At 62.8% G+C, this 25688-nt stretch carries 19 protein-coding genes and 3 pseudogenes; 14 read left to right on the top strand and 8 right to left on the bottom strand.

The window, feature by feature from the left end:
• Window positions 1-50: 50 nt before the first annotated feature.
• From VGE08_RS22325 to VGE08_RS22315, 3 genes are read right to left on the bottom strand one after another with little or no spacing between them, the layout of a single operon-like run.
• The gene (locus tag VGE08_RS22325) at window positions 51-2714 is read right to left on the bottom strand and encodes a glycoside hydrolase family 3 C-terminal domain-containing protein (protein WP_331070138.1); all 2664 of its coding nucleotides are present in this window, start codon (window positions 2712-2714) and stop codon (window positions 51-53) included.
• A 59-nt stretch (window positions 2715-2773) separates the two neighbouring features.
• Window positions 2774-4729 (bottom strand): sialate O-acetylesterase, encoded by a 1956-nt coding sequence (locus VGE08_RS22320; protein WP_331070137.1) that lies wholly within the window; start codon window positions 4727-4729, stop codon window positions 2774-2776.
• Window position 4730: 1 nt separating this feature from the next.
• Window positions 4731-6926, bottom strand: coding sequence for an alpha-glucuronidase family glycosyl hydrolase (locus VGE08_RS22315; protein ID WP_331070136.1), 2196 nt, complete (start codon window positions 6924-6926; stop codon window positions 4731-4733).
• A 134-nt stretch (window positions 6927-7060) separates the two neighbouring features.
• Here VGE08_RS22315 and VGE08_RS22310 point away from each other — a divergent pair, with 134 nt between their 5' ends.
• The 8 genes from VGE08_RS22310 (at window position 7061) to VGE08_RS22275 (ending at window position 17057) form a co-directional block, all read left to right on the top strand.
• The gene (locus VGE08_RS22310) at window positions 7061-8143 is read left to right on the top strand and encodes a LacI family DNA-binding transcriptional regulator (RefSeq protein WP_331070135.1); all 1083 of its coding nucleotides are present in this window, start codon (window positions 7061-7063) and stop codon (window positions 8141-8143) included.
• A gap of 177 nt (window positions 8144-8320) precedes the next feature.
• Window positions 8321-9811, top strand: a complete 1491-nt coding sequence (gene xylE / locus VGE08_RS22305; RefSeq protein WP_349258774.1) for a D-xylose transporter XylE — start codon at window positions 8321-8323, stop codon at window positions 9809-9811.
• Between the two features lie 12 nt (window positions 9812-9823).
• Window positions 9824-10978 carry a fumarylacetoacetate hydrolase family protein gene (locus tag VGE08_RS22300; protein ID WP_331070134.1) on the top strand — a complete coding sequence of 385 codons (1155 nt, stop codon included), beginning with the start codon at window positions 9824-9826 and terminating at the stop codon, window positions 10976-10978.
• A gap of 21 nt (window positions 10979-10999) precedes the next feature.
• A complete protein-coding gene (locus tag VGE08_RS22295; RefSeq protein WP_331070133.1) occupies window positions 11000-11761 on the top strand; it encodes an SDR family oxidoreductase in 762 nt (253 codons plus the stop codon).
• Between the two features lie 44 nt (window positions 11762-11805).
• Entirely contained in the window at window positions 11806-12675 is an 870-nt protein-coding gene (locus tag VGE08_RS22290) for an SMP-30/gluconolactonase/LRE family protein (protein ID WP_331070132.1), read from the top strand.
• A complete protein-coding gene (locus tag VGE08_RS22285) occupies window positions 12665-14437 on the top strand; it encodes an IlvD/Edd family dehydratase (RefSeq protein WP_414717523.1) in 1773 nt (590 codons plus the stop codon). Before VGE08_RS22290 ends, VGE08_RS22285 begins: the two co-directional genes overlap by 11 nt.
• A gap of 272 nt (window positions 14438-14709) precedes the next feature.
• Window positions 14710-16344, top strand: coding sequence for an alkaline phosphatase family protein (locus VGE08_RS22280; RefSeq protein WP_331070130.1), 1635 nt, complete (start codon window positions 14710-14712; stop codon window positions 16342-16344).
• A 56-nt stretch (window positions 16345-16400) separates the two neighbouring features.
• Window positions 16401-17057, top strand: coding sequence for a DUF2459 domain-containing protein (locus VGE08_RS22275; protein ID WP_331070129.1), 657 nt, complete (start codon window positions 16401-16403; stop codon window positions 17055-17057).
• Between the two features lie 39 nt (window positions 17058-17096).
• Here VGE08_RS22275 and VGE08_RS22270 read toward each other — a convergent pair whose 3' ends face one another.
• Window positions 17097-17651: a BON domain-containing protein gene (locus tag VGE08_RS22270; RefSeq protein ID WP_331070128.1), complete on the bottom strand. Its 555-nt coding sequence runs from the start codon at window positions 17649-17651 to the stop codon at window positions 17097-17099.
• 422 nt (window positions 17652-18073) lie between these two features.
• Here VGE08_RS22270 and VGE08_RS22265 point away from each other — a divergent pair, with 422 nt between their 5' ends.
• Window positions 18074-18961 (top strand): MurR/RpiR family transcriptional regulator, encoded by an 888-nt coding sequence (locus VGE08_RS22265; protein WP_331070127.1) that lies wholly within the window; start codon window positions 18074-18076, stop codon window positions 18959-18961.
• 67 nt (window positions 18962-19028) lie between these two features.
• Here VGE08_RS22265 and VGE08_RS22260 read toward each other — a convergent pair whose 3' ends face one another.
• The 3 genes and pseudogenes from VGE08_RS22260 to VGE08_RS22250 form a co-directional block, all read right to left on the bottom strand.
• Window positions 19029-19682 carry a trimeric intracellular cation channel family protein gene (locus tag VGE08_RS22260; protein ID WP_331070126.1) on the bottom strand — a complete coding sequence of 218 codons (654 nt, stop codon included), beginning with the start codon at window positions 19680-19682 and terminating at the stop codon, window positions 19029-19031.
• Between the two features lie 57 nt (window positions 19683-19739).
• The gene (locus tag VGE08_RS22255; protein ID WP_331070125.1) at window positions 19740-20759 is read right to left on the bottom strand and encodes a helix-turn-helix transcriptional regulator; all 1020 of its coding nucleotides are present in this window, start codon (window positions 20757-20759) and stop codon (window positions 19740-19742) included.
• Window positions 20760-21161: 402 nt separating this feature from the next.
• A pseudogene (locus tag VGE08_RS22250) lies at window positions 21162-21545 on the bottom strand (integrase core domain-containing protein); the annotation flags it as partial.
• On the opposite strand from VGE08_RS22250, the pseudogene VGE08_RS22245 reads away from it, so the two are divergent.
• A pseudogene (locus VGE08_RS22245) lies at window positions 21540-22140 on the top strand (IS110 family transposase); the annotation flags it as partial. The pseudogenes VGE08_RS22250 and VGE08_RS22245 sit on opposite strands and share 6 nt — an antisense overlap.
• A gap of 38 nt (window positions 22141-22178) precedes the next feature.
• Window positions 22179-22310: a hypothetical protein gene (locus VGE08_RS22240; protein WP_331070123.1), complete on the top strand. Its 132-nt coding sequence runs from the start codon at window positions 22179-22181 to the stop codon at window positions 22308-22310.
• 269 nt (window positions 22311-22579) lie between these two features.
• Here the strand turns inward: VGE08_RS22240 and VGE08_RS26645 are convergent.
• Window positions 22580-22675 (bottom strand): annotated as a pseudogene (locus VGE08_RS26645) (transposase); the annotation flags it as partial.
• Between the two features lie 378 nt (window positions 22676-23053).
• Between VGE08_RS26645 and VGE08_RS22230 the strand changes: the two are divergent.
• From VGE08_RS22230 to VGE08_RS22220, 3 genes are read left to right on the top strand one after another with little or no spacing between them, the layout of a single operon-like run.
• Window positions 23054-23506: a hypothetical protein gene (locus tag VGE08_RS22230; protein WP_331070122.1), complete on the top strand. Its 453-nt coding sequence runs from the start codon at window positions 23054-23056 to the stop codon at window positions 23504-23506.
• A 30-nt stretch (window positions 23507-23536) separates the two neighbouring features.
• Window positions 23537-25090 carry an IS21 family transposase gene (istA, locus tag VGE08_RS22225; protein WP_331070161.1) on the top strand — a complete coding sequence of 518 codons (1554 nt, stop codon included), beginning with the start codon at window positions 23537-23539 and terminating at the stop codon, window positions 25088-25090.
• Window positions 25091-25150: 60 nt separating this feature from the next.
• Window positions 25151-25561, top strand: a complete 411-nt coding sequence (locus VGE08_RS22220) for an ATP-binding protein (protein ID WP_331070160.1) — start codon at window positions 25151-25153, stop codon at window positions 25559-25561.
• The last annotated feature ends 127 nt before the right edge of the window (window positions 25562-25688 follow it).

Below are 25688 nucleotides of genomic sequence, written 5' to 3'. Positions count from 1 at the left end.
TGGTGGCTGACGCTAACTACTAACCACACTAACCGCCAACCGCTGGCCTTTCAACGTTTCACTTCGAACCCCTTGAGCGCACGGATATCCCCGCTGGAAGCGCCCACCTGCACTTCATACTTGCCGGGATCCACGGCGTAGCGCTTCTCATCCACGTCGTAGTGACGCAGATCGCGCGACGGTTCGAGCGTGAAGCTGACGCTGCTCGACTCTCCCGGCTGCAGGGCCAGTCGTTTGATGCCTCGCAGATCCTTCTTGGCCCGCGGCCGCTTGGCATCCACAGGTGCAACGTACCACTGGACGACCTCGTCGCCGGCGCGTGCGCCAACATTCTTCACCGTGACCGACGCTTGTAGGGAACCGTCGACGCCGACACTCGTGCGATCGAACGTCAGATTCGAATATTCGAAGCGCGTGTACGACAGACCGTGACCGAACGGATACAGAGGCTCATTCTTGGAATAACGGTAGGTGCGCCCCTGCATCGAATAGTCATCGAACGGCGGCAGCTGATCGGTCTCCTTGTAGAACGTGACCGGCAACCGGCCTGACGGATTGACATCGCCAAATAGAACGTCGGCCACGGCATTGCCGCCGCGCTGCCCCGGATACCATGCCATCAGGATGGCCGGCAGCCGCCGTTGCGCCCAATCAACCGCAAGTGCGGAACCGCCCGTCAGCACCAACGCGATGGGCTTGCCGGTGGCATGCAACGCCTCCAGCAACTTGCGCTGGCTGCCGGGCAAACGCAGATCCGTGCGATCGCCGCCAGCGAAGCCTGGATAGCTCACCTTCATCTCCTCGCCTTCGACGTCGCCCGTCAAACCGCCGACGAACACGACGGCATCGGCGGCACGAGCGGCATCCAGCGCTTCTTCGAAAGGCGGCTTCGCGCCAGGACGATTCCAGCCCAACCTGACTTCGGCGTCGCGAACATCCTCGAAGTATTCGAGCTTGATCTTGTACGCACGGCCCGCCTGCAGATCGACACTGACGCTGTGACTGCGCACGCGCTCATTGACGTCCCAGCCGTTCACCAGCAACTTGTCGTCCAGATACAAACGCACGCCATCGTTGGCACCGACGACGAGCTCGTATTTGCCGGAGGCCGGCGGCAGCAACTCGCCGGTCCAGCGCACACTGAAGCCATCGCTGGCCAAGGCTTGCTCATTCGACAGCTCGCCTCGCGCCGCCAGATCATCGGTGGGCGCCGCGCGATCCCAACGGAACGCAATGCGCGGGTCGACTCTGGTCATCACCGGCGCACCTTCGAAGTCACGACCGCGGAAGTACTCGCCTTTGAGACCTTGCTGATTCGAACCGGCTTCGGGCCGCATGAAGGTCGCGTCGATCAGCGGCACGGCTCGCGGTTCTTCTCGACCTTCGACGAGATCCGCGCCGCGTGAATAGAGCACCTTCGTGTTCGGACCGACGGCCTCGCGGATGCCTTGCAGAATCGTCACTGGCGCCGCCGGAGTGCCGTAATAATTGCCGAGCAGCGACATCACTTCGTCGGCCGTGGGACCGATGACCGCGAGCGTCTTGATATCTCGCGACAGCGGCAACATGCCATCGTTCTTCAGCAGCACGATCGATGACTGCGCCGCGCGACGCGCGAGTCGATCGTGTTCTGGCGCCTGGTTGACCGAATACGGGATCTGCGCCCAGCGGACCTGCTCCGGCGGATCGAACATGCCAAGCTGGAAGCGGGTGAGCATCAACCGGCGCAGCGCCGCGTCGATCTCGGTCTCCTTGATCAGGTTCTGCTTTACAGCCGGGAGCAACTGGTCATACGTCTTGCCGCAATCCAAGTCACATCCGTAACGCACGCCGAGTGCCGCGGCTTCCGGCGCCGTGCCCACGATCTTGTGATGCTTCCAGATGTCATCGATGGAGTCGCAGTCCGAGACCACGTAGCCTTTGAAACCCCAGTCGTCGCGCAGGATTTGCTGGAGCAATCGTGGGCTGGCGGAGGCGGATTCGCCATACACGCGGTTGTACGCGCCCATGACCGAGGCTACGCCGCCCTCCTGCACCAGCGCCTGGAACGCCGGCAGATAGGTTTCGTACAGATCGCGCTCGCTCGGATGCACGTCGAAATGATGACGATCCGCCTCGGGCCCACTGTGAACGGCGTAATGTTTCGCGGTCGCGTCCACCTTGCGATACTTCGGATCATCGCCTTGCAGTCCCTTTACGAAGGCAACGCCCATCCGGGCCGTGAGCCACGGGTCCTCACCGTATGTTTCCTGGCCTCGCCCCCAACGTGGGTCGCGAAAGATATTGATGTTGGGCGACCAGAACGTCAGGCCTTGATAGCGGCCGCGCAAGCCGCGATTCGCGAACTCATGATGCTTGGCTCGTGCCTCGTCGCTGATCACGGTCGCGATCTCGAACATCATCTTGTCATCGAAGGTAGCCGCAAGGCCGATGGCCTGCGGGAACGCCGTTGCCGCGCCGGCACGGGCGACGCCATGAAGTGCCTCGTTCCACCACTCGTAGGCTGGCACGTCGAGCCGAGGAATCGCCGGTGCGTTGTTGCCGAGCTGTGCAATCTTCTCTTCCAGCGTCATGCGCGCGACCAGGTCGGCCGCACGCTCCTCGAAAGACTTGGTCAAATCCTTGTAGACCGGTTGTTCCGCCGACGCCGTGCCAAGTGCCAACAGCACTGCGAGACCCACAGCAACTTTCGCCGATCCTGACTTGTAGCGCATGTTCATCCCCCTTTGTCCCAATCCCACAGCGTGCCGTCTTCCGGACGGCGACGGATTCGTTACTTCACTTCGACCTGGAACGGGCCGGCCGGCAGCGGTGCTTCGTCGTACAACGTGCACACCGGACTGTCGGCCCAGCAATAGCGGACGCGAGTCGCGCTGGCCGAGTTTGGACTGCTCAGCACGACGCGATTTCCCTGTAGGGTCGCGTCCGCGAACTCGCAACTGTTCTTGGTGGCACCGCATGTTTCGAAACCGATGGGCCGCGTCGCGCTGTAAGCAACGAGCCGGCCTGTCACATCGGTGAACTCGACTGCGACAGAATTGCCATCGCGCCGAGCGGCGACAGGAATCGGGCCGGAAGGCGGCGCTGCATCCTTGTAAACAACGTGACGAACGGCGCGTGCGAGACGGCGGGCCACTTCCTGTTTGTTTGCCGGGTGAATATCAGTGCGTTCACCGAGATCGGCAGCGATCACCAGCCCGGCATTGGCGTCCTCTTGCACAGCAAGCCGCTGTGCCTCGCGCAACTCCGCCCAATTGCTTTCGACGGGCTGCGTGGATGCGGGGCCATAGCCGGCAAGCTGCACGATGAAGAACGGAATGTCCGCACCGAAGCGCGAGCGCCAGTCGGCCATGAAATGTTTCAGCAGGCTCTGATACTGCCCAGCCTCATCGGCATTCGACTCGCCCTGATACCAGGCGACCCCACGCAAACTGAGGTTCGACAGCGGCGCAATCATGCCATTGTGAATCACACCAAGGCCGGCAACGGCTTCCCATGGCGCGCGGGGCGGGACAGCTGCATTCGGCGGCGGCACCAGATAGCGCCACTCGTTATTGAGCACCACGCTCGAGCCATCGGCGAAGCGAATCGCACGGCTTTCCATTGGACCAGGCAGTCCGCCATTCGCGTAAGTATCGAGTACGGTAATGACAATGGAGTTGTCACCAGCGCGCAGTAGATTCGGCGGCACCTGATATGACCGCTCGCTACCAGGGCCTGCGGCTCCGACAACACGTCCGTTGACCCAGACCTGATCTGATTCGTCGACACGGCCGACGGCGAGCGTCGCCTTCTGCGCAGCCTGCGCCTTCGTCAACGTCACATGGGTTCGATACCAAAGCATGCCGTTGTAGTTGGCCAGCTCGGGCACGCCCCAATCTTCCCAATAGCCGCGTTCCATCGGTGCGACCTTCCAGTCGCCGCGCGGCTTGTTGCTCCACGGCTCGGTGCCAGGCCGGTCCTTCGTGCGCTCACGCCACCACGCTTCCCAGGTGGCTCCCCACTGCGCAGCGCCCGCGGCTGGGTCTTTGCTCGACAGAGCGAGTGCTTCCAACCCACCCTCATAACCACCGAGCGAACGCAGCGTGGCAGTGGACAGCCACGACTCGATTTTCGAACCGCCCCACGCAGAGGCGATCAAACCCATCGCGACTTTGTCTTTCTTCTGCAGCTCGCGCGCCATGTACAGGCACAAGGCCGAGAACTCGGGCACCGTCGTCGGCGACGCCTTCAGCCATTTGACCGGACCGGCGAATCCATCCTGGGGAACGGCACTGCTCGCCAGCGGAACCGTGAGCATGCGAATGGAATCGTTGGTGGAATTCGCTATCTCGGAGCGAGTGTCGAGGGCGCGGTGCACTTGCAAGACCATGTTCGACTGGCCCGAGCACAACCAGACGTCGCCGATCATCACATCGTCGACCACCTGCTTGTCGCCGGATGCGGCGCTGATCGACAACTGATACGGACCACCGGCGCTCATGCTCGGCAGGCTCAGTCGCCATTGCCCGGATGAGTCGGCCTGCGTTTGCAGGCTCGCGCCGGACAACGTCACAGTCAACGACTCGCCCGGCTGCGCCCTGCCCCAGAGGTGGATGACTTTGTCTCGCTGCAGGACCACGTGATCCTGAAACAAGTCGTGCAACAGCGGCGCCGCGCCGGCGGCACCGGCAAACAGCGCTCCGGCCGCGAACAACGCATGACGAACAAGACTGATGCAGGTCCGCATATCAGTAGTGGCCGGGTGTGTAAGGAAATTCGAGGGACTTGTAGTAGTCGAGCGAGTGCTCCGGCGGCGCGAAGCCGGCGGGCACCGGGCGTTTCGAGAATGTCTGGAAGTAGGCGATGCTGGCGTCGCGCCACCACTTGGCTTCGTCCTTCTGGATTTTCAGGAACGCCGCCACTTGTGCATGCCGCTCGGCATCGATGCATGGAGTGAGGCTTTGCCATTCGGCGCCCATCTCGCGGACCGTCTCGACGCCACGGGTGTATCGATACACCAGCTCATCCCAAAGGATGCGGCCCGACCGGGTGCGATGGTCCCAGGGCAAGTGATGGAACCACAGCAAGAACTTCTCCGGCACCCGCTTCACATCACCAAACTCCGCGGCCACGGGCGGCGCGTACTGAGCCACCGCATTGCTGCCCGTCTTGGTGCGACCGAAGCCGATGCCGTTCTCGTCGGCGCGATGGAAATAAACAGACGTCCAATCCGCACGGGGGCCGCCTTCGACCCACGGCCCCGGTCCGTAGTGATGACCACGGCCCATGAGGTGATGCAGGCCGAGCGGCGTCATGTAGTCGACCACGGCCTCGTGCGACTTCATCATGATCGCCACGGTGCGCTCGACGAACTTGGGATCGTTCGAGAACGTCATCCGCACCCACTCCTCGGCGATGGCTTTGGACGAGAGCATCGGATTCCAAGCCAGCCGTCCGAAGGCATACCAGTTCGCCTGGTCGAAGTGCGAGCCGCTCCAGTTGCGATCCGAGCCGATGTTGGCGACGCCTGCGATTGCCGTGCGCGCGTAGTTGTGGGCCGATCCGTCGAGGATCTTCGCGACCGTGGAACCCTTGCGCGGCCGATACGTGTCCGCACGCAGCACCTCTTCCCAGAACGTGCCGAGGTAGACCAGGTGCGTGGCGAAACCGAGATATTCCTTGGTGATCTGGAACTCCATCGCCAGCGGCGTCTTCGGCATCGCGCCGAACAAGGGATGGAACGGCTCGCGCGGCTGAAAATCGATCGCGCCGTTCTTCACCTGCACCAGCACGTTCTCGCGAAACTTGCCGTCGAAGGGCACGAATTCGTCGTATGCCTGCTTGGCGCGATCGTCCGGCTGCTCGTGGGAATAGACGAACGCACGCCAGATCACGATGCCGCCGAACGGTTTGACCGCATCGGCCAGCATGTTCGCGCCATCGGCATGCGTGCGGCCGTAGTCCTGCGGACCCGGCTGGCCTTCGGAGTTCGCCTTGACCAGGAGGCCGCCGAAGTCCGGGATGATCTTGTAGATCTCCGCCGCCTTGTCCTTCCACCACTGCTGCACGGCCGGGTCGGCTGGATCGGCGGTCTTCAGCCCACCGATTTCCACCGGCGCGCTGAAGCGAGCCGTTAGAAACACGCGGATGCCATAGGGACGAAACACTTCCGCGAGCGCCGCGGCCTTGTGCACATACGTCGGTGTCAGAACGAGGGCGTTCGCATTAACGTTTGTGAGCACCGTCGCGTTGATGCCGAGCGATGCATTGGCTCGAGCGTAGTCGGTGTAACGCGGGTCAAGGTAGTCAGGCAGCTTGTGCCAATCCCACAACGACTCGCCGGAGTAGCCCCGCTCCACCGTGCGATCCAGATTGTCCCAGTGATTCAGCATGCGCAGCTGGATGCGCGAGGACTCGCTGACGTCGAACGCCTGCAGCGGTTGTTGCGTCTGCAACAACCTCAGAAAATGGAACACGCCATAGAGCACACCGACATCGTCGTTGGCCGCAACGACCAGGGTGGAGTGTCCGCCCACGTTCCTCCGGCGGATGACATAGCCTCCCGGCGACAACACCTGCAAGCCCAGCTGGAGCTGCGCGATCTGAGGATTCGACCGCGGCGTGCCGACGAGGATTGCGCCTGCCGTTGAAACTTGCTCGACGGAAGCGGGTGTTCGGGACAGCAAGCCATTCAAACCCCGCAACAACTCGTCCCGCGCGACCGCGAGAGTCTGCGATGGCGTCGGCATCACCAACTGCGCGGTGGCCGGGGTATAGGGAGCGCGCTGTTCGGCGGCCAACGGCTGGTAGCGCAGCCAAAGATCGTAGCCGTCCTCCGCGACGGCCGGCTGCGTAACGAACGCCAGGCACAGGGCCCACGCGGACAGCAGCAAACGAAACACAGGCGCGCACCCGCCACCCAGCGAACGATGACCTGGCGCCATCAAGTCCCCCTACCATTGTGCAACCGAATTTTTGGTAACGGTATCACGAGCCCTCGGCGCGCTTCCACCCTTCGCTGTCCGGGGCAATAATGTGGATATCTTTTCAAGCGGTTCGGCCGCTAATTACAGCTTTCATGCAAACCGCCCCCCGCAAAGCCAGGAATTCGGCCAGTTCGACTCGCCGCAAAGGCGCCGCCGTGACCATCCACGAAGTGGCCGAGCGCGCTGGCGTGTCGCCAATGACCGTGTCCCGGGTCGTCAACGGCAACGCCAATGTGAGAGCGGCGACGCGCGAGTTGGTCATGCGCACCGTCCGCGAGCTCAACTACACACCCAATGCCGCTGCTCGTTCGCTGGCAGCCGCGTCGGGCACGCGGATCGCGTTGATCTACACCAACCCCAGCTCGGCCTACCTGAGCGAGCTGCTGGTCGGTGCGCTGGACGGCGCGAGCAAAGCGGGAACGCAACTGGTGCTCGATACGTGGGACCACATGACGCGCGCGACCGAACGGGCCGCAGCTCGCAAGATCGCGCAAAGCGTGGCCGGCGTGATTCTTCCGCCGCCGCTGTGCGAGTCCAAGGCAGTTTGCTCCGAGCTCGTGGCCGCCGGTATTCCCGTGGTAGCGATCGCTTCGGGACGCTTCCAACCCGACATTTCCGGCGTGCGCATCGATGACTTTCGCGCGGCGCAAGAGATGACCGAACATTTGATTTCATACGGTCATTCGCGCATCGCCTTCATCAAGGGCCATCCCAATCAGACCGCCAGCGGCCTGCGCTACGAAGGCTATCAGGCCGCCATGGCCGCAGCCGGCATCCCGGTCGATCCGACCCTGGTACAGCAGGGCTTCTTCACCTATCGCTCGGGCCTGGAAGCGGCTGAAAAGTTACTGGCACGCAAGAAGCCGCCTACCGCCATTTTCGCCAGCAACGACGACATGGCCGCCGCAGCCATATCGGTCGCGCATCGGCGCGGCCTGGATGTACCGCGCGACATATCGGTGGTCGGCTTCGACGATACGCCCACCGCCACCACGGTCTGGCCGGAGCTGACCACCATCCGACAGCCGATCGCGGCCATGGCGGCCTCTTCCATCGAACTGCTGTTGCGAAGCATTCGCCGCCGCAAGGACGGCGAAGCGCGCGTCGTGGTGGACCATGTGGTGGCCCACATGCTGGTCAAACGCGACTCGGTGGCCGCCCCCAACCCAGGCTGATTGCGCTACCCGCGCGCGCCGGCTCAGCGCGCTCCGTTCAGGTGACGCCAGGACGGCACCGGTAGCTCGCGCTTGAATTTTGATAGCGCTATCACTACGCTCCCTCATCAAGCACAAGGTCACCGGGAACCGGTGCGCCAATCCATCGGTAGGCGTCATCTCAGGGGGCGAACGTTTATGTCAGAGGGGATTCCCAACGCCGGGCAGCCGCCTGCCGAGGCCATGTTGGTGCGTGGCCTGGCTTTTGTCGCCGCACTCGGCGGACTGCTGTTCGGCTATGACACGGCCGTCATTTCCGGTGCAGTCGGCGCCATCGATCACAATTTCATCATTCCCCGCGGCTTGCCCGAGACCAGCGCGCACAGCCTGTCTGGCTGGGCGATCTCCTGCGCCCTGCTCGGCTGCGTCATCGGCGCCGCGCTGGCCGGTCCCATGTCGCAGAAGATCGGCCGCCGGGGCGGCCTGCTGGTGTCGGCAATCCTCTTTGTCGTGTCGTCGGCGGGCTCGGCGTATCCTGAGTTCGGATTCCTGTGGATTGGTGGTGCCGGGCCGGAAGCGCTCACTGCGTTCATCCTGTACCGCATCCTCGGCGGTATCGGCATTGGCGTGGCCTCGATGCTTTCACCGCTATACATCGCCGAGATCGCCCCGCCCGCGCAGCGCGGTCAGCTGGTCACGTACCAGCAGGTCGCCATCGTGGTCGGCATGACGCTGGTGTACTTCGTCAACTGGTTCATCGCTTCGCAGGGCGATGATCAGTGGGTGTTGTCGACCGGCTGGCGTTTCATGCTGCTGTCAGCCGCCATTCCCGCGGCACTGTTCTTCGCACTGCTGCTGCTGGTTCCGGAAACGCCCCGCTGGCTGGTGATGAAGGGCCGCATGAGCGAGGCGAAAGCCGTGCTGTCACGACTTTCCAACGAAAATGAAGCCCAGGTGGTGTTGAAGGAGATCGATGAATCGCTGCGCGAGCGCAGCGGCACTTTGTTCGCTTTCGGTGCGCTGGTGGTGTTCGTCGGCATCATGCTGTCGGTGTTCCAGCAGTTCATCGGCATCAACGCAGTGCTGTACTACGCGCCGCTGATGTTCCAGAACATGGGCGCCTCGACCGACAGCGCATTGCTGCAAACCATCATCGTCGGCGTCGCCAACATCGTGTTCACGCTCATCGCGCTGGTCACCGTGGATCGCTGGGGCCGCAAGCCGCTGCTGATTCTGGGTGGCGTGGTGATGGCGATTTCCATGATCTCGCTCGGCTTCCTGTTCCACAGCGGCAACGTCGGCACGGCCGCGTTGATCGCGGTCATCGCCTACATCGCCGGCTTCGCACTCTCGTGGGGCCCGGTGGTGTGGGTGCTGCTCGCGGAAATCTTCCCGAACGCCATCAAGGGCAAGGCGATGGCGCTGGCCGTGGCCATGCAGTGGATCGCCAACCTGTTCGTCTCCTGGTCGTTCAAGGTGCTGGACGGCAACTCGGCCTTGAACGCGATGTTCAATCACGGCTTCTCGTATTGGATCTATGGCGTGATGAGCATCCTGGCCGCGCTGTTCGTGTGGCGCTTCGTGCCGGAAACCAAGGGCCGCAGCCTGGAAGCGATCCAGCACCTGTGGACCAAGCAACCGCACGAACTGGTCGAAGGCTCCGCCAAGGCCCCGGCCACCGCGCTCTGATCGATTACCTATATGACATTACTCGCAGATCTTCCGGCGGACTGGCGTGAGGCGACTCTCGTCGGCCGCCTTGCTACCGCAGCTGGGCCGACTCCCATCGTCATCAGCCGTGGCCGTGTTCGCGATGTATCGCGCGCCGCGCCCACCGTTTCAGCGCTGCTGAACAATTGGGATGGCACGGTGCCCGAGGGTGAAGATCTGGGACCGTTGGATCAGCTGCCGCTGACGCCTGCATTCAGCGGTGCTGCTACGTCACCTCGCTTGCTCGCACCGGTCGATCTGCAATGTATCAAGGCGTGCGGCGTGACGTTCGCTGTTTCCGCGGTCGAGCGAGTGATCGAAGAACGAGCGCGCGGCGATTACGCAAAAGCGCAGTCGATTCGTGACGCGCTGGGCGAACGAGTGGGCGCGGACATTCGCTCCGTCAAACCGGGCTCCGAAACGGCGGTGCGTTTGAAAGAAGCCCTGATTGCCGACGGCCTGTGGTCGCAGTACCTCGAAGTAGCCATTGGCCCGGATGCTGAAGTGTTCACCAAGTCGCCGGTACTGTCTTCGGTCGGCTGGGGCGACTGGATCGGCGTGCGCAAGGAATCGCAGTGGAACAATCCCGAGCCCGAGATCGTGCTCGCATGCGACGCGAAGGGCCGCACGCTCGGCGCGACGCTCGGCAACGACGTGAACCTGCGCGATATCGAAGGCCGCAGTGCGCTGCTGCTCGGCAAGGCCAAGGACAACAACGCGTCCTGTGCCATCGGCCCCTTCATTCGCATGTTCGACGCCGGCTTTGGCATCGACGACATACGCAAGGCGGTGGTCTCGCTCACGGTGGCGGGCAACGACGGCTATCAACTGGAAGGCCGCAGCTCCATGTCGCTCATCAGCCGCGATCCGCTCGACCTGGTGCAGCAGACAATGAGCCAGCATCAATATCCCGACGGCTTCGCGCTGTTCCTCGGCACCATGTTCGCGCCCACGGACGACCGTGACGTGCCGGGCCGCGGCTTCACTCACAAGCTCGACGACCTGGTCCGCGTGTCCTCGCCGTCGCTGGGAACCCTGGAAAACAAACTGACGACGTCTGACCGGGCGCCGCCGTGGTCCTTCGGTATCGGTCATCTGATGGGCAATCTCGCCAGCCGCGGCTTGTTGGCCCAGCGCTCAAACTAAAGCTCAGGCTCGAATTCCACTATGTCTCACACTGTCTACCCCTCACTCCGCAACAAGCGTGTCATTGTCACCGGCGGCGGCTCCGGCATTGGCGCGGCCATCGTCGAAGCTTTCGCCCGGCAGAACGCGCGCGTTGCCTTCCTCGATATCGCCGACGAGCCGTCGCGCGAGCTCGAGCGCAAGCTGGCGTCGAGCGAGACACCGCCTCGCTACTACCATTGCGATCTGCGCAGCATCGAGACCATTCGCGAGCTGTTTCCGCGAATTCGTTCCGAGCTGGGCGGCGTCGACGTGCTGGTTAACAATGCCGCCAACGATGATCGTCACGCGCTGGGCGAGATCACCGAAAAATATTGGGACGAGCGCATTGCCGTGAACCTGCGCCATCTGCTGTTCTGCGCGCAGGCCGTGGTCGAGGACATGAAAGCTGCCGGCGCGGGCGCCATCATCAATCTCGGCTCGGTGTCGTGGCACCTGGCCTTGCCGGATCTCACCATCTATCAAACCGCCAAGGCCGGTATCGAGGGCATGACGCGCGCCCTGGCTCGCGACCTCGGAACGTATGGTATCCGTGTGAATTGCGTAGTACCGGGCGGTGTGCGCACCCCGCGTCAGATTGCGCTGTGGCACACGCCCGACGAGGAAATGCGCATGCTGGGCATGCAATGCATCAAGGCCCGCGTCGAACCGAACGACGTGGCCAACATGGTCGTGTTCCTGGCTTCCGACGATGCCCGCATGTGCACAGGTCACGAATATTTCGTCGACGCGGGGTGGCGGTAACGCTCGAACCAGTCATACCGCAGCAGTCATTCCACGGGAGCGCCATGAGCAAGGTCGAATGCGTCTGCGCCGTGGGCGCGCAGTTAGGTGAGGGGCCGCTCTGGTCCGCGGCGGAGCAGGCTGTGTGGTTCGTCGATATCAAGGGCCGGCAGATCCATCGCTTCGACACGCGCGGCGGCGCATTGTCCTCGTGGCAGGCGCATGAAGAAGTGGGCTTTGTCGTCAAGGCCAAGGGCGCCGGTTTCATTGCCGGCCTCAAGAGCGGGCTTCATTCCTTCGAGCCGAGTACCGGCGAGTTCAAGCTCATCACGCGCGTCGACTCCGACCAGCCGCGCAACCGGCTCAACGATGGCCATGTCGATGCCACGGGTCGCTTGTGGTTCGGCACCATGGACAACGACGAGTCACAGCCGACCGGTTCGCTGTATCGCTTCGACTGGCGCGGCCTGCAACGCTGCGACGAGAACTACGTGATCACCAACGGGCCAGCGACCAGTCCCGACGGCCGCACGCTCTATCATGTCGATACATTGGGCCGAGTGGTCTATGCCTTCGATCTGAACGACGGGGAGCTCAGCAACCGCCGCGTCTTTGCTCGCATCGAAAAGCCCGGCGCGTATCCGGACGGCCCCGTCGTCGACTCGGGCGGCAGCGTGTGGATCGGCTTGTTCGGCGGTTGGGCCGTGCAGCGCTTCTCGCCCGCAGGCGACCTACTGCAGACCATCGACATGCCAGTCGCCAATTGCACCAAGATCGCTTTTGGCGGCGACGATCTTCGTACCCTGTACATCACCACGGCGTGGAAGGGCTTGTCGAAAGAGCAGCTCGCCACGCAGCCGCTGGCCGGCGGTTTGTTCGCTACGCGCGTCCACACGGCCGGCCTGACTCCGCATGAGGCCCGTTATGACGGCTAAGCGCCGCTTTCGTTCCCAGGACTGGTTCGACGCCCGCGATCACATCGACATGATGGCGCTGTACCTGGAGCGCTTCATGAATTACGGGCTCACGCCGAAGGAGCTGATGAGCGGCAAGCCCATCATCGGCATCGCGCAGAGTGGCAGCGATCTCACTCCCTGCAATCGCATCCATGTGGACCTGGCGGCGCGCGTCAAGGAAGGCATTCGCGATGCCGGCGGCGTGCCCATGGAATTCCCGATGCATCCGATTTTCGAGAACTGCCGCCGCCCCACGGCCGCGCTGGATCGCAACCTGGCGTATCTCGGCCTGGTGGAAATTCTGCACGGCTATCCCATCGACGCCGTGGTGCTGACCACTGGCTGCGACAAGACGACACCGGCCGCGGTGATGGCTGCGTCGACCGTCGATATACCTGCGATCGTTCTGTCCGGCGGCCCGATGCTGGACGGTTGGTTCGAAGACGAGCTGGTCGGTTCCGGCACGGTGATCTGGAAGAGCCGCCGGCGCCTGGCCGCCGGGCAAATCACGGAGCAGGAATTTCTCGATGCCGCGGCTGCCTCGGCGCCCTCGCCCGGCCACTGCAATAGCATGGGCACGGCATCGACGATGAACGCCGTCGCCGAAGTGCTGGGTCTGTCTCTGCCCGGCTGCTCCGCCATTCCCGCGCCCTATCGCGAGCGAGGCCAGATGGCTTATGAAACAGGCCGTCGCGCCGTCGAGATCGCATTCGAGGATCTGCGGCCCTCCAAGATCCTCACTCGCGAATCTTTCCTCAATGCCATTACAGCCATTGCCGCGCTGGGGGGATCGACCAACGCGCAACCGCATCTCACTGCAATGGCACGTCACGCGGGCCTCGAACTGCACGCGCAGGATTGGACCAAGTACGGGCACGACATTCCGCTGCTGCTCAACATGCAGCCTGCCGGAAAATATCTGGGCGAACGCTTCCATCGCGCTGGCGGCGTGCCTGCAGTTCTGCACGAGCTGATCGAAGCCGGCAAGTTGCATGCCGATACGATGACTGTTACGGGCCGGACGCTGGGAGAAAACGTTCGCGGTCGTGCGAGCCGCGATCGCGAGATGATCACGACCTACGACAAGCCGCTGCGGGAGCGCGCGGGCTTCGTCGTGCTGAGCGGTAATCTGTTCGACTTCGCCATCCTGAAAGCCAGCGTCATCACGGAAGATTTTCGTCGGCGTTACCTGTGCGCCTCCGGAGACGAGAACGTGTTCGAAGGTCGCGCCATCGTGTTCGACGGCTCCGATGACTACCGGGCCCGCATCAACGATCCGTCACTCGGCATCGACGAACGCAGCGTACTGGTAGTTCGTGGCGCTGGCCCGCTGGGTTGGCCCGGTTCCGCGGAAGTCGTCAACATGCAGCCGCCGGACGCGTTACTGAAACGCGGCATCGCCAGCTTGCCCACCATCGGCGATGGCCGGCAGTCCGGCACGTCCGACAGCCCCTCCATTCTCAATGCCTCGCCCGAAAGCGCCGCCGGTGGCGGATTGGCCTGGCTGCGCACGGGCGACACCATCCGCATCGATCTGAATCGCGCGCGATGTGACATGCTGGTCTCGGAGAAAGAAATCGCCCGCCGCAAGAAGGACGGCATTCCGCCCGTGCCCGAAAGCGCCACGCCCTGGCAGGAGCTGTATCGCGCGACCGTCGGTCAATTGGACCAGGGCGGCGTGATGGAGATGGCACTCAAGTACCGCCAGGTGGCCAGGAAGACGCCGCGGCACAATCACTGACCGCTTCGAGCCAGGCGGCCGACCTGGCCCCAATGGCACTTAGTTAGCGCCCTCCAGTGGTTGGCGGTTGGCGGTTGGGGCAGAACGGAGGCCACATTTCTGGCTAACCGCTAACCGCTATCCGCGAACCGCTGCGATAGAAACGGTTAACCAAGCACCATTGGACCTGGCCCGCTTTTTGTTGGCGGCCCGCCAACTGCCGTAGAATGCCCGGCCCGGTTTGGGCCTGCATAACACGGAACCGCTCGTCACAAATGAAAGCATCGTCTCGCGTGGCATTCGCACGTTGCCTGTCCGTTTGTATGTTGTTGGGCTCTCTGGCCGCATTCGCGGCCAGTTCCGCAGAACCACCCCAACCCAAGCTCGTCGTCACCATCGCGGTCGACCAGTTTTCCGCCGATGTCTTCACCGAATACCGGCCGCTGTATCAGGCCGGACTGAAGCGCCTTGCCGGGGGTGTGGTGTTTCCGCGCGGACATCAGAGTCATGCGTCGACTGAAACCTGTCCGGGCCACTCCACCATCCTGACGGGCGCCCGGCCCGGCCGCACGGGAATCATTGCCAATGGCTGGCAAGTCCCGTCTCAACCTTACACGCTGAATGGCAAGCAGACCTTCACGGTGTACTGCGTCGTGAAGATGGACGGCCCCGACGGCAAGCCCACCCTCTCGCCCGACCCGCTGCTGGTCCCCACGCTGGGCGATCGCATGAAGGCTCGCGATCCGAAGACGCGCGTGGTTGCCGTGGCGGGTAAAGATCGATCGGCCATCATGCTCGGCGGACACAACGCGGATCTCACATTGTGGTGGACCACTCAGGGCTTCGTCACCTATACCGGCAAGGAATCGAGTGTTCCCAAAGAGATCAGCGACAAGATCAATGCAAGCGTTCGCAAGTCGTACAGTCAGCCCACGGTTCCCAAGCTGCCGGCCGCCTGCGAGCCCAAATCGCGCGAGCTCAAGATCACCGATAGCGTCTCTATCGGTACGCTGAAGTCGTTCCCCGGCAATTCGCGGCGCTGGCGCGCCACACCGGCGCTCGATGCATTCACGGTCGATGCCGCCATCGCGGCCATGAAGAGCCTGAATCTCGGTCGCGAAGAGTCGATTGACGTGCTCGCCGTGAGTCTTTCCGGCACCGACTACACCGGCCACTACTATGGCACCGAAGGCGCCGAGATGTGCACTCAGCAGCTCGCTCTCGATCAGACGATCGGCCGGCTGCTCACGGCGCTCGATAAGTGGAATGTTCCATACGTCGTCGCGATGACCGCGGATCATGGCGGCGTGGATGCAACCGAGCGCAACCGCGCCCGCGGCGTGACCGCTGCAGAGCGTGTGGATGAAAGCCTGTTTCCAGTGAACATCAGCGCCGCACTGGAAACGCAGTTCCACGATCTTCCCCAGCCCGTCGTGCTCGGCCCGATGGAATTCTCCCACGATGTCTATCTGAACGCCGGCATCCCTGCCGAGCGGCGCGAAGCCGTGTTGCGCGCTGTTGCTCTGAAGTATCGACAGCATCCGCAAGTCGCCACCGTTTTCACCAAGGACGAGCTCATCGCCGCCGCTCCTCCATCAGGCCCGGTGGATGAGTGGACGCTGCTCGAGCGCGCCAAGGCGAGCTTCAATCCGCAGCGGTCTGGGGATCTGTTCGTGCTGCTGAAGCCGTACATCTCGCCGTATCACGCGCCCAGGAATCCGGATACGGAGTTCAGCTCGACGCACGGCTCGCCGTGGAGTTACGACCGTCGCGTGCCGATCGTGTTCTGGTGGCCGGGTGTGAAGGGATTCGAGCAGCCGACTGCGATCGAGACCGTCGATATCGCGCCGACGCTGGCGAAGCTGATCGGCCTCGACGTTCCCGCCAGCGAGTTCGATGGCCGCGTGCTTCCCGTCGTGCAACCCTGACCGGGTGCTCGCGCAGCGATTGCGGTTATATGCACATTTGAGTAGCGTCGTGGCGCATGGACCCGCGACAGCTGTTCTCATTTTGTGCCCTGGCGTTGCTCGCCAGCGTACTCGCGGGCTGTGTCTCGAATGACGCCTGCTATGAGCCTGCGACTCCAACGGAGTCGCTGCGCTCGGTCTACGTAGTCAAACGCGCCTGGCATACAGGCATTGCCGTTGCCGCGGCAGACTGGCCGAACCGCGAATGGTCCGTACTGCGCGATTTTCCAGACTCCAGCTATCTGGAGTTTGGCTGGGGCGACGCCCGGTACTATCAAGCCGAGCAAGAGACCTGGTGGATGGCCGTTCGGGCCGCCTTGTTCTCCACATCGAGCAGCATTCATGTCATTGGCTTCGACCATCCCGCAGCCGAACCGCTGCTCGCCGATGAAGTCGTCGAGGTGCGAGTTACAGCGGAAGGTCTGCAACGACTGGCTGAATCCATAGAGCGCGAGTTCACTCAGGAACAACCCACCGCGAATGGCGCTTCGCTCGAGGTCACACCGCAGCCCAACAAGTTCTACAGCGCCAGGCGACGCTTTTACTTTCCGCGTATGTGCAACTGGTGGACGGCCAAGCGATTGGAAGATGCCAACTGCCCGATCGCGGCCTGGTCGGTCATCTCGCCCAATCGCATGATCCGGGAAGCGAGAAGTTTCGCAGGCGCGCCGTAACGGATCGACGCGCCTGCTCGCAAGAAGAGCGTCGGGAAGTTACTCCTGACGGGAGCCTTCCTTCTCATCCAGCAAGGCGATGTGATTCTCCACATCTCTCACGCCAGCGACCCTGCTCGCCGCATCACCCGCTTGCGCTTTCTCTTCGACGGTTTTGACGAAGCCGCTCAGCTGCACGACGCCCTCGCTCACCTCCACGTTCACATCGCTGTCTTCGGCCAGCTTCACGTTGCCCAGGCTGTCGCGAACTCTAGCCGCAATGACGGTGTCGGCGACCGGCCCTCGGGCGGGGCGGTCGTCAGTACGAACGCTCAGATCGTTGCGCACTTCCGCTACGCCATCGACCGACCGAGCGCGTAGCAGCGCCGCGTTTCTTTCGCCTTCGGAATTCACGAATCCGCTCAACTGAACCACACCGTCCCGCGTTTCCACTTCGATATCGCGGGCTTGGATGGCGCGATCGGATGCAAGCGCGGCCTTCACCTTGGTCGTCAAGGCAACATCGCTGCCAGGCGGAGGCGCGGCCTGAACCGCCGCCGCTTCGACGATGCAGAACAAGCACACGATCAGGGTAAGTTCTCTCCAGTGGCGCATGGCTCACCTCCACTCGCAGATGCGTCCCATCGGATAATGGGAACTGCGATTCGCTCGACGAATAGGGAGGGAATGAGTCAGGGAATCTGAAGTTCCGGCCGGCGGGAGGTTCGACCACGCTGCGTCGGGGTGATTTGATCAGGGCGGCGTGAAGCCGAGCAATGAACAGCCGACGCGAACACGGTCCGGATCAGAGTGCCGGCGAGTGAGTCATGTCAGCTCCAGTCCCGGCAAAGTCCCCATGCGAAGGCCGCATCAGGCGAGGAATCGATTCGAGCGACACGGGTTAACCTGCAATGACAAGAACCGTGCTGCCAAACGCGCTTTTCCGTGCGGCCGGGGGCACTACATCGATATGAACGATGTTCAGCGATAGGTCGTGGCTGCTGGTGCGATGTCGAGGCTGCCCATAGAATGGGCCTGTGCGACGCAAGACTTCAGTAACCAAACGGGCGGGCGAGACCGCGGACGGCGACAACCGCCGGCCGCTGCTCACCTATATCAAGGGCATTCTCGCGTCCCTCAATCCGACAGACCGGTTGATCGCGGACTGTGTGCTGGCAGATCCGGAGAAAGTCCTGACCTCCTCCATCGCCCAGCTCAAGGACGCCAGCGGGGCCAGCGTCGGGGCCATCGTGGCGTTCTGCCGCCGGGTGGGCACGGCCGGTTTCGCCGAGTTCAAGATCGCCCTGGCCCGGGACCTGGCCCAATCGGGGTTGCCCGGCGGGCAACTGGAGAATGGCTCGCAGCTGGAGAAAGTCTTCCAGGTTCATGCGCAGAGCCTGATCGAAACCGTGCAGGTCAACCCGCCGGCGCAGTTCGAGCGCATCGTCCAGCTCATCGGCAAGAGCCGGCGCGTGGAGCTGTTCTCCATCGGGCAGTCGTACCCGGTGGCGTACACCGCGTACTGCAACTTCCTTCTGCTCGGGCTGCAGGCCTCGGCCCATTTCGATTCTCACATGCAGCTGATCGCCGCGAGCCAGCTGGAAAAGGGCGATGTCGCCATCGGCATTTCCTTATCAGGTACGACGCGCGAGACCGTGGAGTGCCTGCAAGTCGCCAAGAGCAAGGGCGCGGCCACCATCTGCCTGACCAACGCGATCAAGTCGCCCATCACCGAGCACAGCGATTACTGCCTGTACGCGACGCCGAGCGAGATCAAGTACTTTCAGGCGCCGCTCGCCTCGCGCGTCACGCAGCTGGCATTGATCGATGCGTTGTTCGTTTCTCTGGCCCTGAAGCACAAGAGCCGGACCGCGACCAAGCTGCAGCAGTCCGGAGAGGCGCTCCTCAAGCGGCGCCTGGAGTGATGACTCGCAGGCTTGTGTGAATCAGACCCTGAATCGGTGCCGAGTGCCCCTGGCCAGCCCCGATCCCTCAACCCTGAGTGCGGTCATCCTTGGACGACGGCAGGCCCGGCGGGTCATGAAATGCCTTGGGCAAATACCACCCGCGCTTGATGGCCATCGCACGCACCACGAAGCACAGGGCCGCGCCACTCAGGGCGGCAACGACGGGCGGCACGCCAAATCGATCGCCCAGCACCACGACTGTCGCTCCACCCAGCGCAGCTACTGCGTACAAATCCGAGCGCAAGACTGTGGGAACTTGAGCAAGCAACAGGTCGCGGGCCACACCGCCGCCAATGCCCGTCAACATGCCGAGCAACGCCGCCATCACGCCGTTGAGCTCGAAATCCAGCGCCTTCTGAGTACCGGACACTGCAAATAACGCCAGCCCCGCCGCGTCGAACATACGCACCGGGTTGGCCATCTGCTCGATCTTCGCGTGCCATCGGAACGCGATCATCCCAGCGGCGCTGGAAATGGCGACAAACCGCCAATCGCTGATCGCGGCAGGCGGCGTCGCGCCAAGGAGCAGATCGCGTGTGATGCCTCCAGCGCAGGCCGCGGCGAAGGCGAGCACCAGAATGCCGAAGATATCGAGCTGGCGCCTCGCCCCCAGCGTTGCTCCGGCAATCGCGAAAACGAACGTGCCAGCCAGGTCGAGGATCAATACGAGCGTGCGCATGACTGCGCAACCTACCAAGAAAATTGCGTCAGCGCTCGTCTGAAGGCGACCCTCCCGCTAATGCGGCCTGTTTCGGTAACCGCTTTGCGCCTGAGCGCGGAACGTCTTGGCCGCGTAGATGAGCCATGTCATGCTGGCGTTACGGCTCGATGTCCGTACCGGCGATGGCACCGTATCGCTGGGTCGCTCTCCGAACAGCGCCTTGTAGTTACGGGCGAACAGGCTGAGGTCCCAGATTCCCAGGTTCGCCGCGATCTTCGTTACGAGCTGGCCCGGCTCGCGGGCGAGCAGCGCCGCGCGGATCTCCCACAACTGTCTTGCCTTCAGCAGACGCTTCGGCGAAACGCCGAAGTACTCCAGAAAGATTGCTCGCAGCGCGCGCTCGCATACCCCTGCCTCTCGCACCAGGTCCTCGACGCGCAGCACCTCCGGGCTGGCTAGTAACAAATCCAGACAGCGCCACAACGCGCGTGCGCGTTGGGAATGCAGATATCTTCGCCTCGGATCTCGATCTTCAACACTCGACTGCAACACCCGCGTGATGGCGATGGAGAGATCCTCCTCGAGCGCCTCGGCCGCGTGCGGAGTCGCGAAGCAAACATCGGGATCATTGGAAAGAGCGCGGTTCACCAGCGCGCGCAGCTGCGTCAAGCATTCCAGCTGAGTACGCGTTCGTACCGAGCCCGAGGCGCGGAGTATTTCCAGCGTACGCGGATCGAGAATCGGATGATCGAAAGGCAGCGTGATCCCGGCCCAGCGCGTCGCACCTGTACCGGTGAATATAAAGGGCTGCTCGCCCTGCATGAGGATGAAGCAGTCCTCGCGCAGGTCGACCGCATCGATACGCATGCGGCGCGCATCGGTCATCGGCAGGCCGAGCGCGACCCGGTCTCGTTGACCGGTTCCGGCGAACGTCGCACATCCGCCGACTTGAAGCTCTTGCACCGACACACGGTGTGCCTGCGTGCCCTGCACCCACCACTCAGCCGCTGCCGGCGCCGTGGGTACGAACCTTCCTTCGATCCCCGCAATGGACTCGGCGAACTCATCGAAATCCTTGAAGGCCGTTCTGAGCATTGATTGGACTCCCTGCTGTTCTGCAGCAACTGGAGAGGCACGCCGTGTGAGCCCGTACGGACGGGGTTACTAAGATGACAGCTGGGTGGGGCGAAGTGGCCCCCTCTTTTCGGGTCTCTAACCGCAGGGACAGCATGCGTATTCAGCGAAGAAAGACTAGATGAGAGTGATCCCGTTCTATTGCACGCCGAGAAGCGGCCTCTTCGGGTTCAGCTAGCGGCGCTGCAAAAGAACGTGCTGCAAATGCGGGCAGCATTCGGCCCGATGTAGAGCGCCGCCTTGCGTGCAAGGTGCTGCGGCTGGATCTTCTCACTCATCGCGTACCCTTCGGTCCGCGGTGCTGACCACGAGTTTGCTGCCCTCCACGCGTACCTGACCTGCCGGCTTTCTCAGGACCAGTGATTACTTCGGAGATGCGGCTGTCGGGTTCATTGTTGAAAGGGTTTGTTTGAATTGGTTAGGCGTAAGCTGCCCGAGGCTCGAGTGCGGTCGGACCTCGTTGTACTCACGCCGGAAGGTTTCGATCAGGATCTTTGCATCGACCCTGTTCTTGAACCACTGCAGGTTCAGGCACTCGTCTCTGAACTTGCCATTGAACGGTTCGTTCGAGCCATTCTGCCATGGCTTGCCCAGATCGATGTAGGCAGTGTCGATATTTGCCTGCGTCAGCCAGCGCAGCACGGCTCTTGAAACGAATTCGGGTCCGTTGTCAGACCGCAGATAACGCGGAGCGCCGTGCGTGCTGACGAGCCGGCTGAGCAGATCGATGACTCGCGCCGAAAGAATGACTTCAATGATGCTGAGGCGATCGCCGAGGCCGTCGCGCGCCCGACGATGCGCTTCGTCACAGTCAAATCGAACGAGCAGCTCGATCTGCAAGCACTGCATCGCATTCGCGAGCGGCTCGTGCGCCAAAGAACGTCGATCATCAATCAGATCCGTGCATTCCTGATCGAGTATGGACTTGCAGTCAAGGAGGGCCGGGCCGCGCTACGCCGTGAGCTCCCATCAATGCTCGAGAATCCGGAGAATGGCCTGTCGGATCGAATGCGACAGCTCGTCGATCGTTTGCGCTCGCATTGGAAATATCTCGACGAATCGATTAACGAGTACACGCACGAGATCGAACTGATCGCCAAACGTCATGATGCTTGTCGCCGCCTAGTGAGCGTGCCTGGCATCGGACCGCTGGGCGCCACAGCCTTGGTGGCTGCCGTTGGTAATGGCGCAGCGTTCAAGCGCGGTCGTGAACTCGCAGCGTGGCTTGGTCTCGTTCCGCGACAGAAATCCCACTGGAGGTAAGCCAACACTCCTTGGAATCAGTAAGCGGGTAACCCGTACGTGCGCAAGCTGCTAATCCACGGCGCGCGATCCCTGCTGAAGCATTTGCATCGACAAAATCACGAGCTGGGACTATGGATGACTCAGCTTGAACAGCGTGCCCACAAGAACGTGGTCGCCGTCGCTGTAGCGAACAAGATCGCGCGGATCGCATGGGCGGTGCTTACGCGCGGTGAGCTCTATCGCGCTAGCGCCGCGACCGCCGCATAGGAACACGCGGCTCGCCATCGACAAGCACAACTTCTCCCACCGGGTTCTGCAGGAGACTTCACGAGGATGGCAGTACGGTCAACCCCACACGTCTCGAGCCTGCCTCAAAAAATCGGTCGTCATAGACCGCACCATTTATTAGGCCTGACGTGCGCGGATCTCCATCAAGGCCAGGAAGCTCGCAACTTCCAACAGTAGGCCGGATACATTTTGGCAGACCGACGAGCCACACCCTCAGAAGAAGCCTCTTGCAAACACGGGGCGGGTCATACATTTTTTACCGCAACCTCCTTCATCACATCGATTTCGAGGTCGCGCTCGGCCAGCAGCTTCTTCAGCTTCGCGTTCGCCTGCTCCAGCTGTTGATGGCTGTTAGGAACCGCCTGTTTCTGGCGATGGCGCGCACTTCTCCGCGCTGATCGTTCTCGCCGGATCTCATCGACGGGAAGAGGCACGGCAGTGCACTTCCAGATCTCCGTCCTCCCTGAACCTCAGATTCGTAGCTCGCAGACGAGCTCTGGCGCCCGGAGGGGCGAAGGCCAGTCAGCATCTTTGCGAGCGCGCGCTCGTGCGTGTTGTTTTCGGTATGCTGCGCGGCGCAGGAGGATGAAGGACCGAAGACCCGGGTCGTTGATTGGCGTCGACACCCCGGGCCTTCGGTGCGCAGCGCCTTGGCAGGCGTTTTCGCAAGGCTTTTATGCGCCTGCCACCCGTGCGCTGTCCAGTGCTTCGGGGAGGCACGGGTGCCTGGCGCCGCTCAGCCTGCGACCTATCGGCTCTACAACTGCCGTCGCTGTGGCGTGCAGGTGCGGATCTGCCGTCGCTGCGATCACGGCAACATTTACTGCGCCGGGGAGTGCGCGCAGATTCGTCGTCGCGAGTCGCTGCGTCGCGCTGCGGCACGTTATCAACGCACGCGTCGCGGAGCGCATCGTCATGCAGCCCGGCAACGTCGCTGGCGCACGCGCAAGCCACACACAGTGACTCATCAGGGATGCCATTACGACGCGGTGGCGCGCAAGGTGTCGACCCCGATAGTCACCAGCGGTCAGTCGAGCGATGCCAGCGACGAAGTTTCCGACATTGCACGGGCCGATGCGGGCGATCCGCCCGGCGCAGCGCGGGCTCGCTGCACGTTCTGTGGTGAGGTGCTGCCCTCGTGGGCGCGATTACGCTTGTGGCAGTGGAGCGGATAGGCGTCGGCGCCGTCTGCGATCGTGGCAGTGATGATCTCGCGCGAGCTCGAGGCGGAGATTCTGCGGCTTCATCATGCCGAGCGCTGGCCGATCGGCACATTGGCGCGCCAGCTCCACGTACACCACACGACGGTGCGTCGTGTGCTCAGGCAAGCCGGCATCGCGATCGTGCGAGAGCGGCCGCGTCCTTCGATGATCGATCCGTATGTGTCTTTCATCGAGGACACGCTTACGCGTTATCCCACGCTGCGCGCCAGTCGCTTGTATCAGATGGCGCGCGAGCGTGGCTACCCCGGCAGCCCGGATCACTTCCGTCATCAAGTGGCGCTGTATCGGCCGCGACCGAGCGCCGAGGCCTATCTGCGACTACGCACGCTCCCCGGAGAACAGAGCCAGGTTGACTGGGCGCACTTCGGCCGCCTGGTGGTCGGGCGAGCGTTGCGCCCGCTGATGGCCTTCGTGATGGTGCTCAGCTACTCGCGCCAGGTATTCCTGCGCTTCTATCTCGGGGCGTCGATGAGTTGTTTCCTGGATGGTCATGTCCAGGCATTCAACTTCTTTCAAGGCGTACCTCGTCAATGCCTTTATGACAACCTTAAAAGCGCGGTGCTCGAGCGCATCGGCGATGCCATCCGCTTCCATCCCACGTTGCTGGAGCTGGCGGCGTGGTATCACTTCCAGCCGCGTCCGGTCGCCATCGCCCGCGGCAACGAGAAGGGCCGCGTTGAGCGGGCGATTCGCTTCGCGCGCGAACGCTTCTTCGCCGCTCGGCGCTTCGCCGATCTGGCCGACCTGAACGCGCAAGCGCTCGCCTGGTGTGCGGGCGAGGCCGCCGAGCGGCCCTGTCCAGAAGATCGCGCGCGCACGGTGCGCGCGTGCTTCGAGGAAGAACGACCCCGGCTGCTCGCATTGCCCGCCGAGCCGTTTCCGTGTCAGGAACGTGTGGATGTTCCCTCCCACAAGACCCCGTACGTGCGCTTCGATCTGAACGATTACTCCATTCCTCACACGCATGTCCGCCGCACGCTGCAGGTCGTGGCCACTCAGGAACGCGTGCGAGTACTCGACGGCGACGAGGTCATCGCCACTCATGCGCGCAGCTTCGATCGTGATCAGCAGATCGAAGAGCCCAGCCATATCGAGGCGCTGGTTGCCCACAAGCGCGCCGGCCGCGCCCATCGCGCCATGGATCGACTTCATCATGCCGCCGCCAGTGCCAGCGCGCTCTTCAAGCTCGCCGCCGAGCGCGGCGCGCATCTGGGTGCGCTCACTCGCGGGCTCGTCGATCTGCTCGATAGCCATGGCGCGGCCGCCCTCGAGGCCGCCATCGCCGCGGCGCTGCGCGAACAAGCTGCCCACCTGGGCGCCGTGCGTCACTTCATCGATCAGCAGCGTGCCCGGCGCGGTCAGTCCCCGCCGATTGCAATCACGCTGCCCAACGACCCACGCGTGCGCTCGCTCACCGTGCGTCCGCATTCGCTATCGAACTACGAACAACTCCTGCGAGAGAACGCCCATGAACACACAGATGAGCACGCCATCGAGCCCGTTGGTCATCACCGCAGCGACGAGTCCGAGCGTTGAGTCGCTGCGAGCGCGCCTGCGCCGGCTCACCTCTATGGGCTCGCAACGCACGCCGAGGAGATCATCGCCGAGCCTTGGCTTGCGCGCGTGTTGGAGGTCGAGGATTGCGAGCGTCAGCGGCGCAGTCTCAAGCGACGCACGGACAACGCCCGCTTGGGTGCTTTCAAGCCATTGGCCGACTTCGATTACGCCTGGCCCAAGGAGATCGATCGTGCGCTGCTGGAGGAGTTGTTCACCTTCGCCTTCCTCGAACAGGCGGCCAACATCGTCATCGTCGGTCCCAATGGGTTGGGCAAGACCATGATCGCCAAGAACCTGCTGCACCAAGCGGTGCTGCGCGGTTACACCGCACGCTTCACGCTCGCCTCCGAAATGCTGCACGATCTGGCGGCACAAGACAGCTCCACGGCGCTATCGCGTCGGCTGCGTCGCTACACCACGCCCGCGCTCCTTTGCATCGACCTATGTTGAGGACTCAAATATGTGGAGCCGGCGGACCTCGACATCGGTTTCGCACGGAGAAGCTGGATGATGCACTCCACATATCTTTAGAGTCTCCGAAGCCAGGGAATGAGCTCCGCGCCGTTGATCATCAGCC

The sequence above is a fragment of the Steroidobacter sp. genome (genome assembly GCF_036406195.1).
GTDB lineage: Bacteria > Pseudomonadota > Gammaproteobacteria > Steroidobacterales > Steroidobacteraceae > Steroidobacter.
The sequence above is the reverse complement of the archived record's forward strand: the minus strand, read 5'-3'. Positions and strand labels throughout refer to the sequence as shown.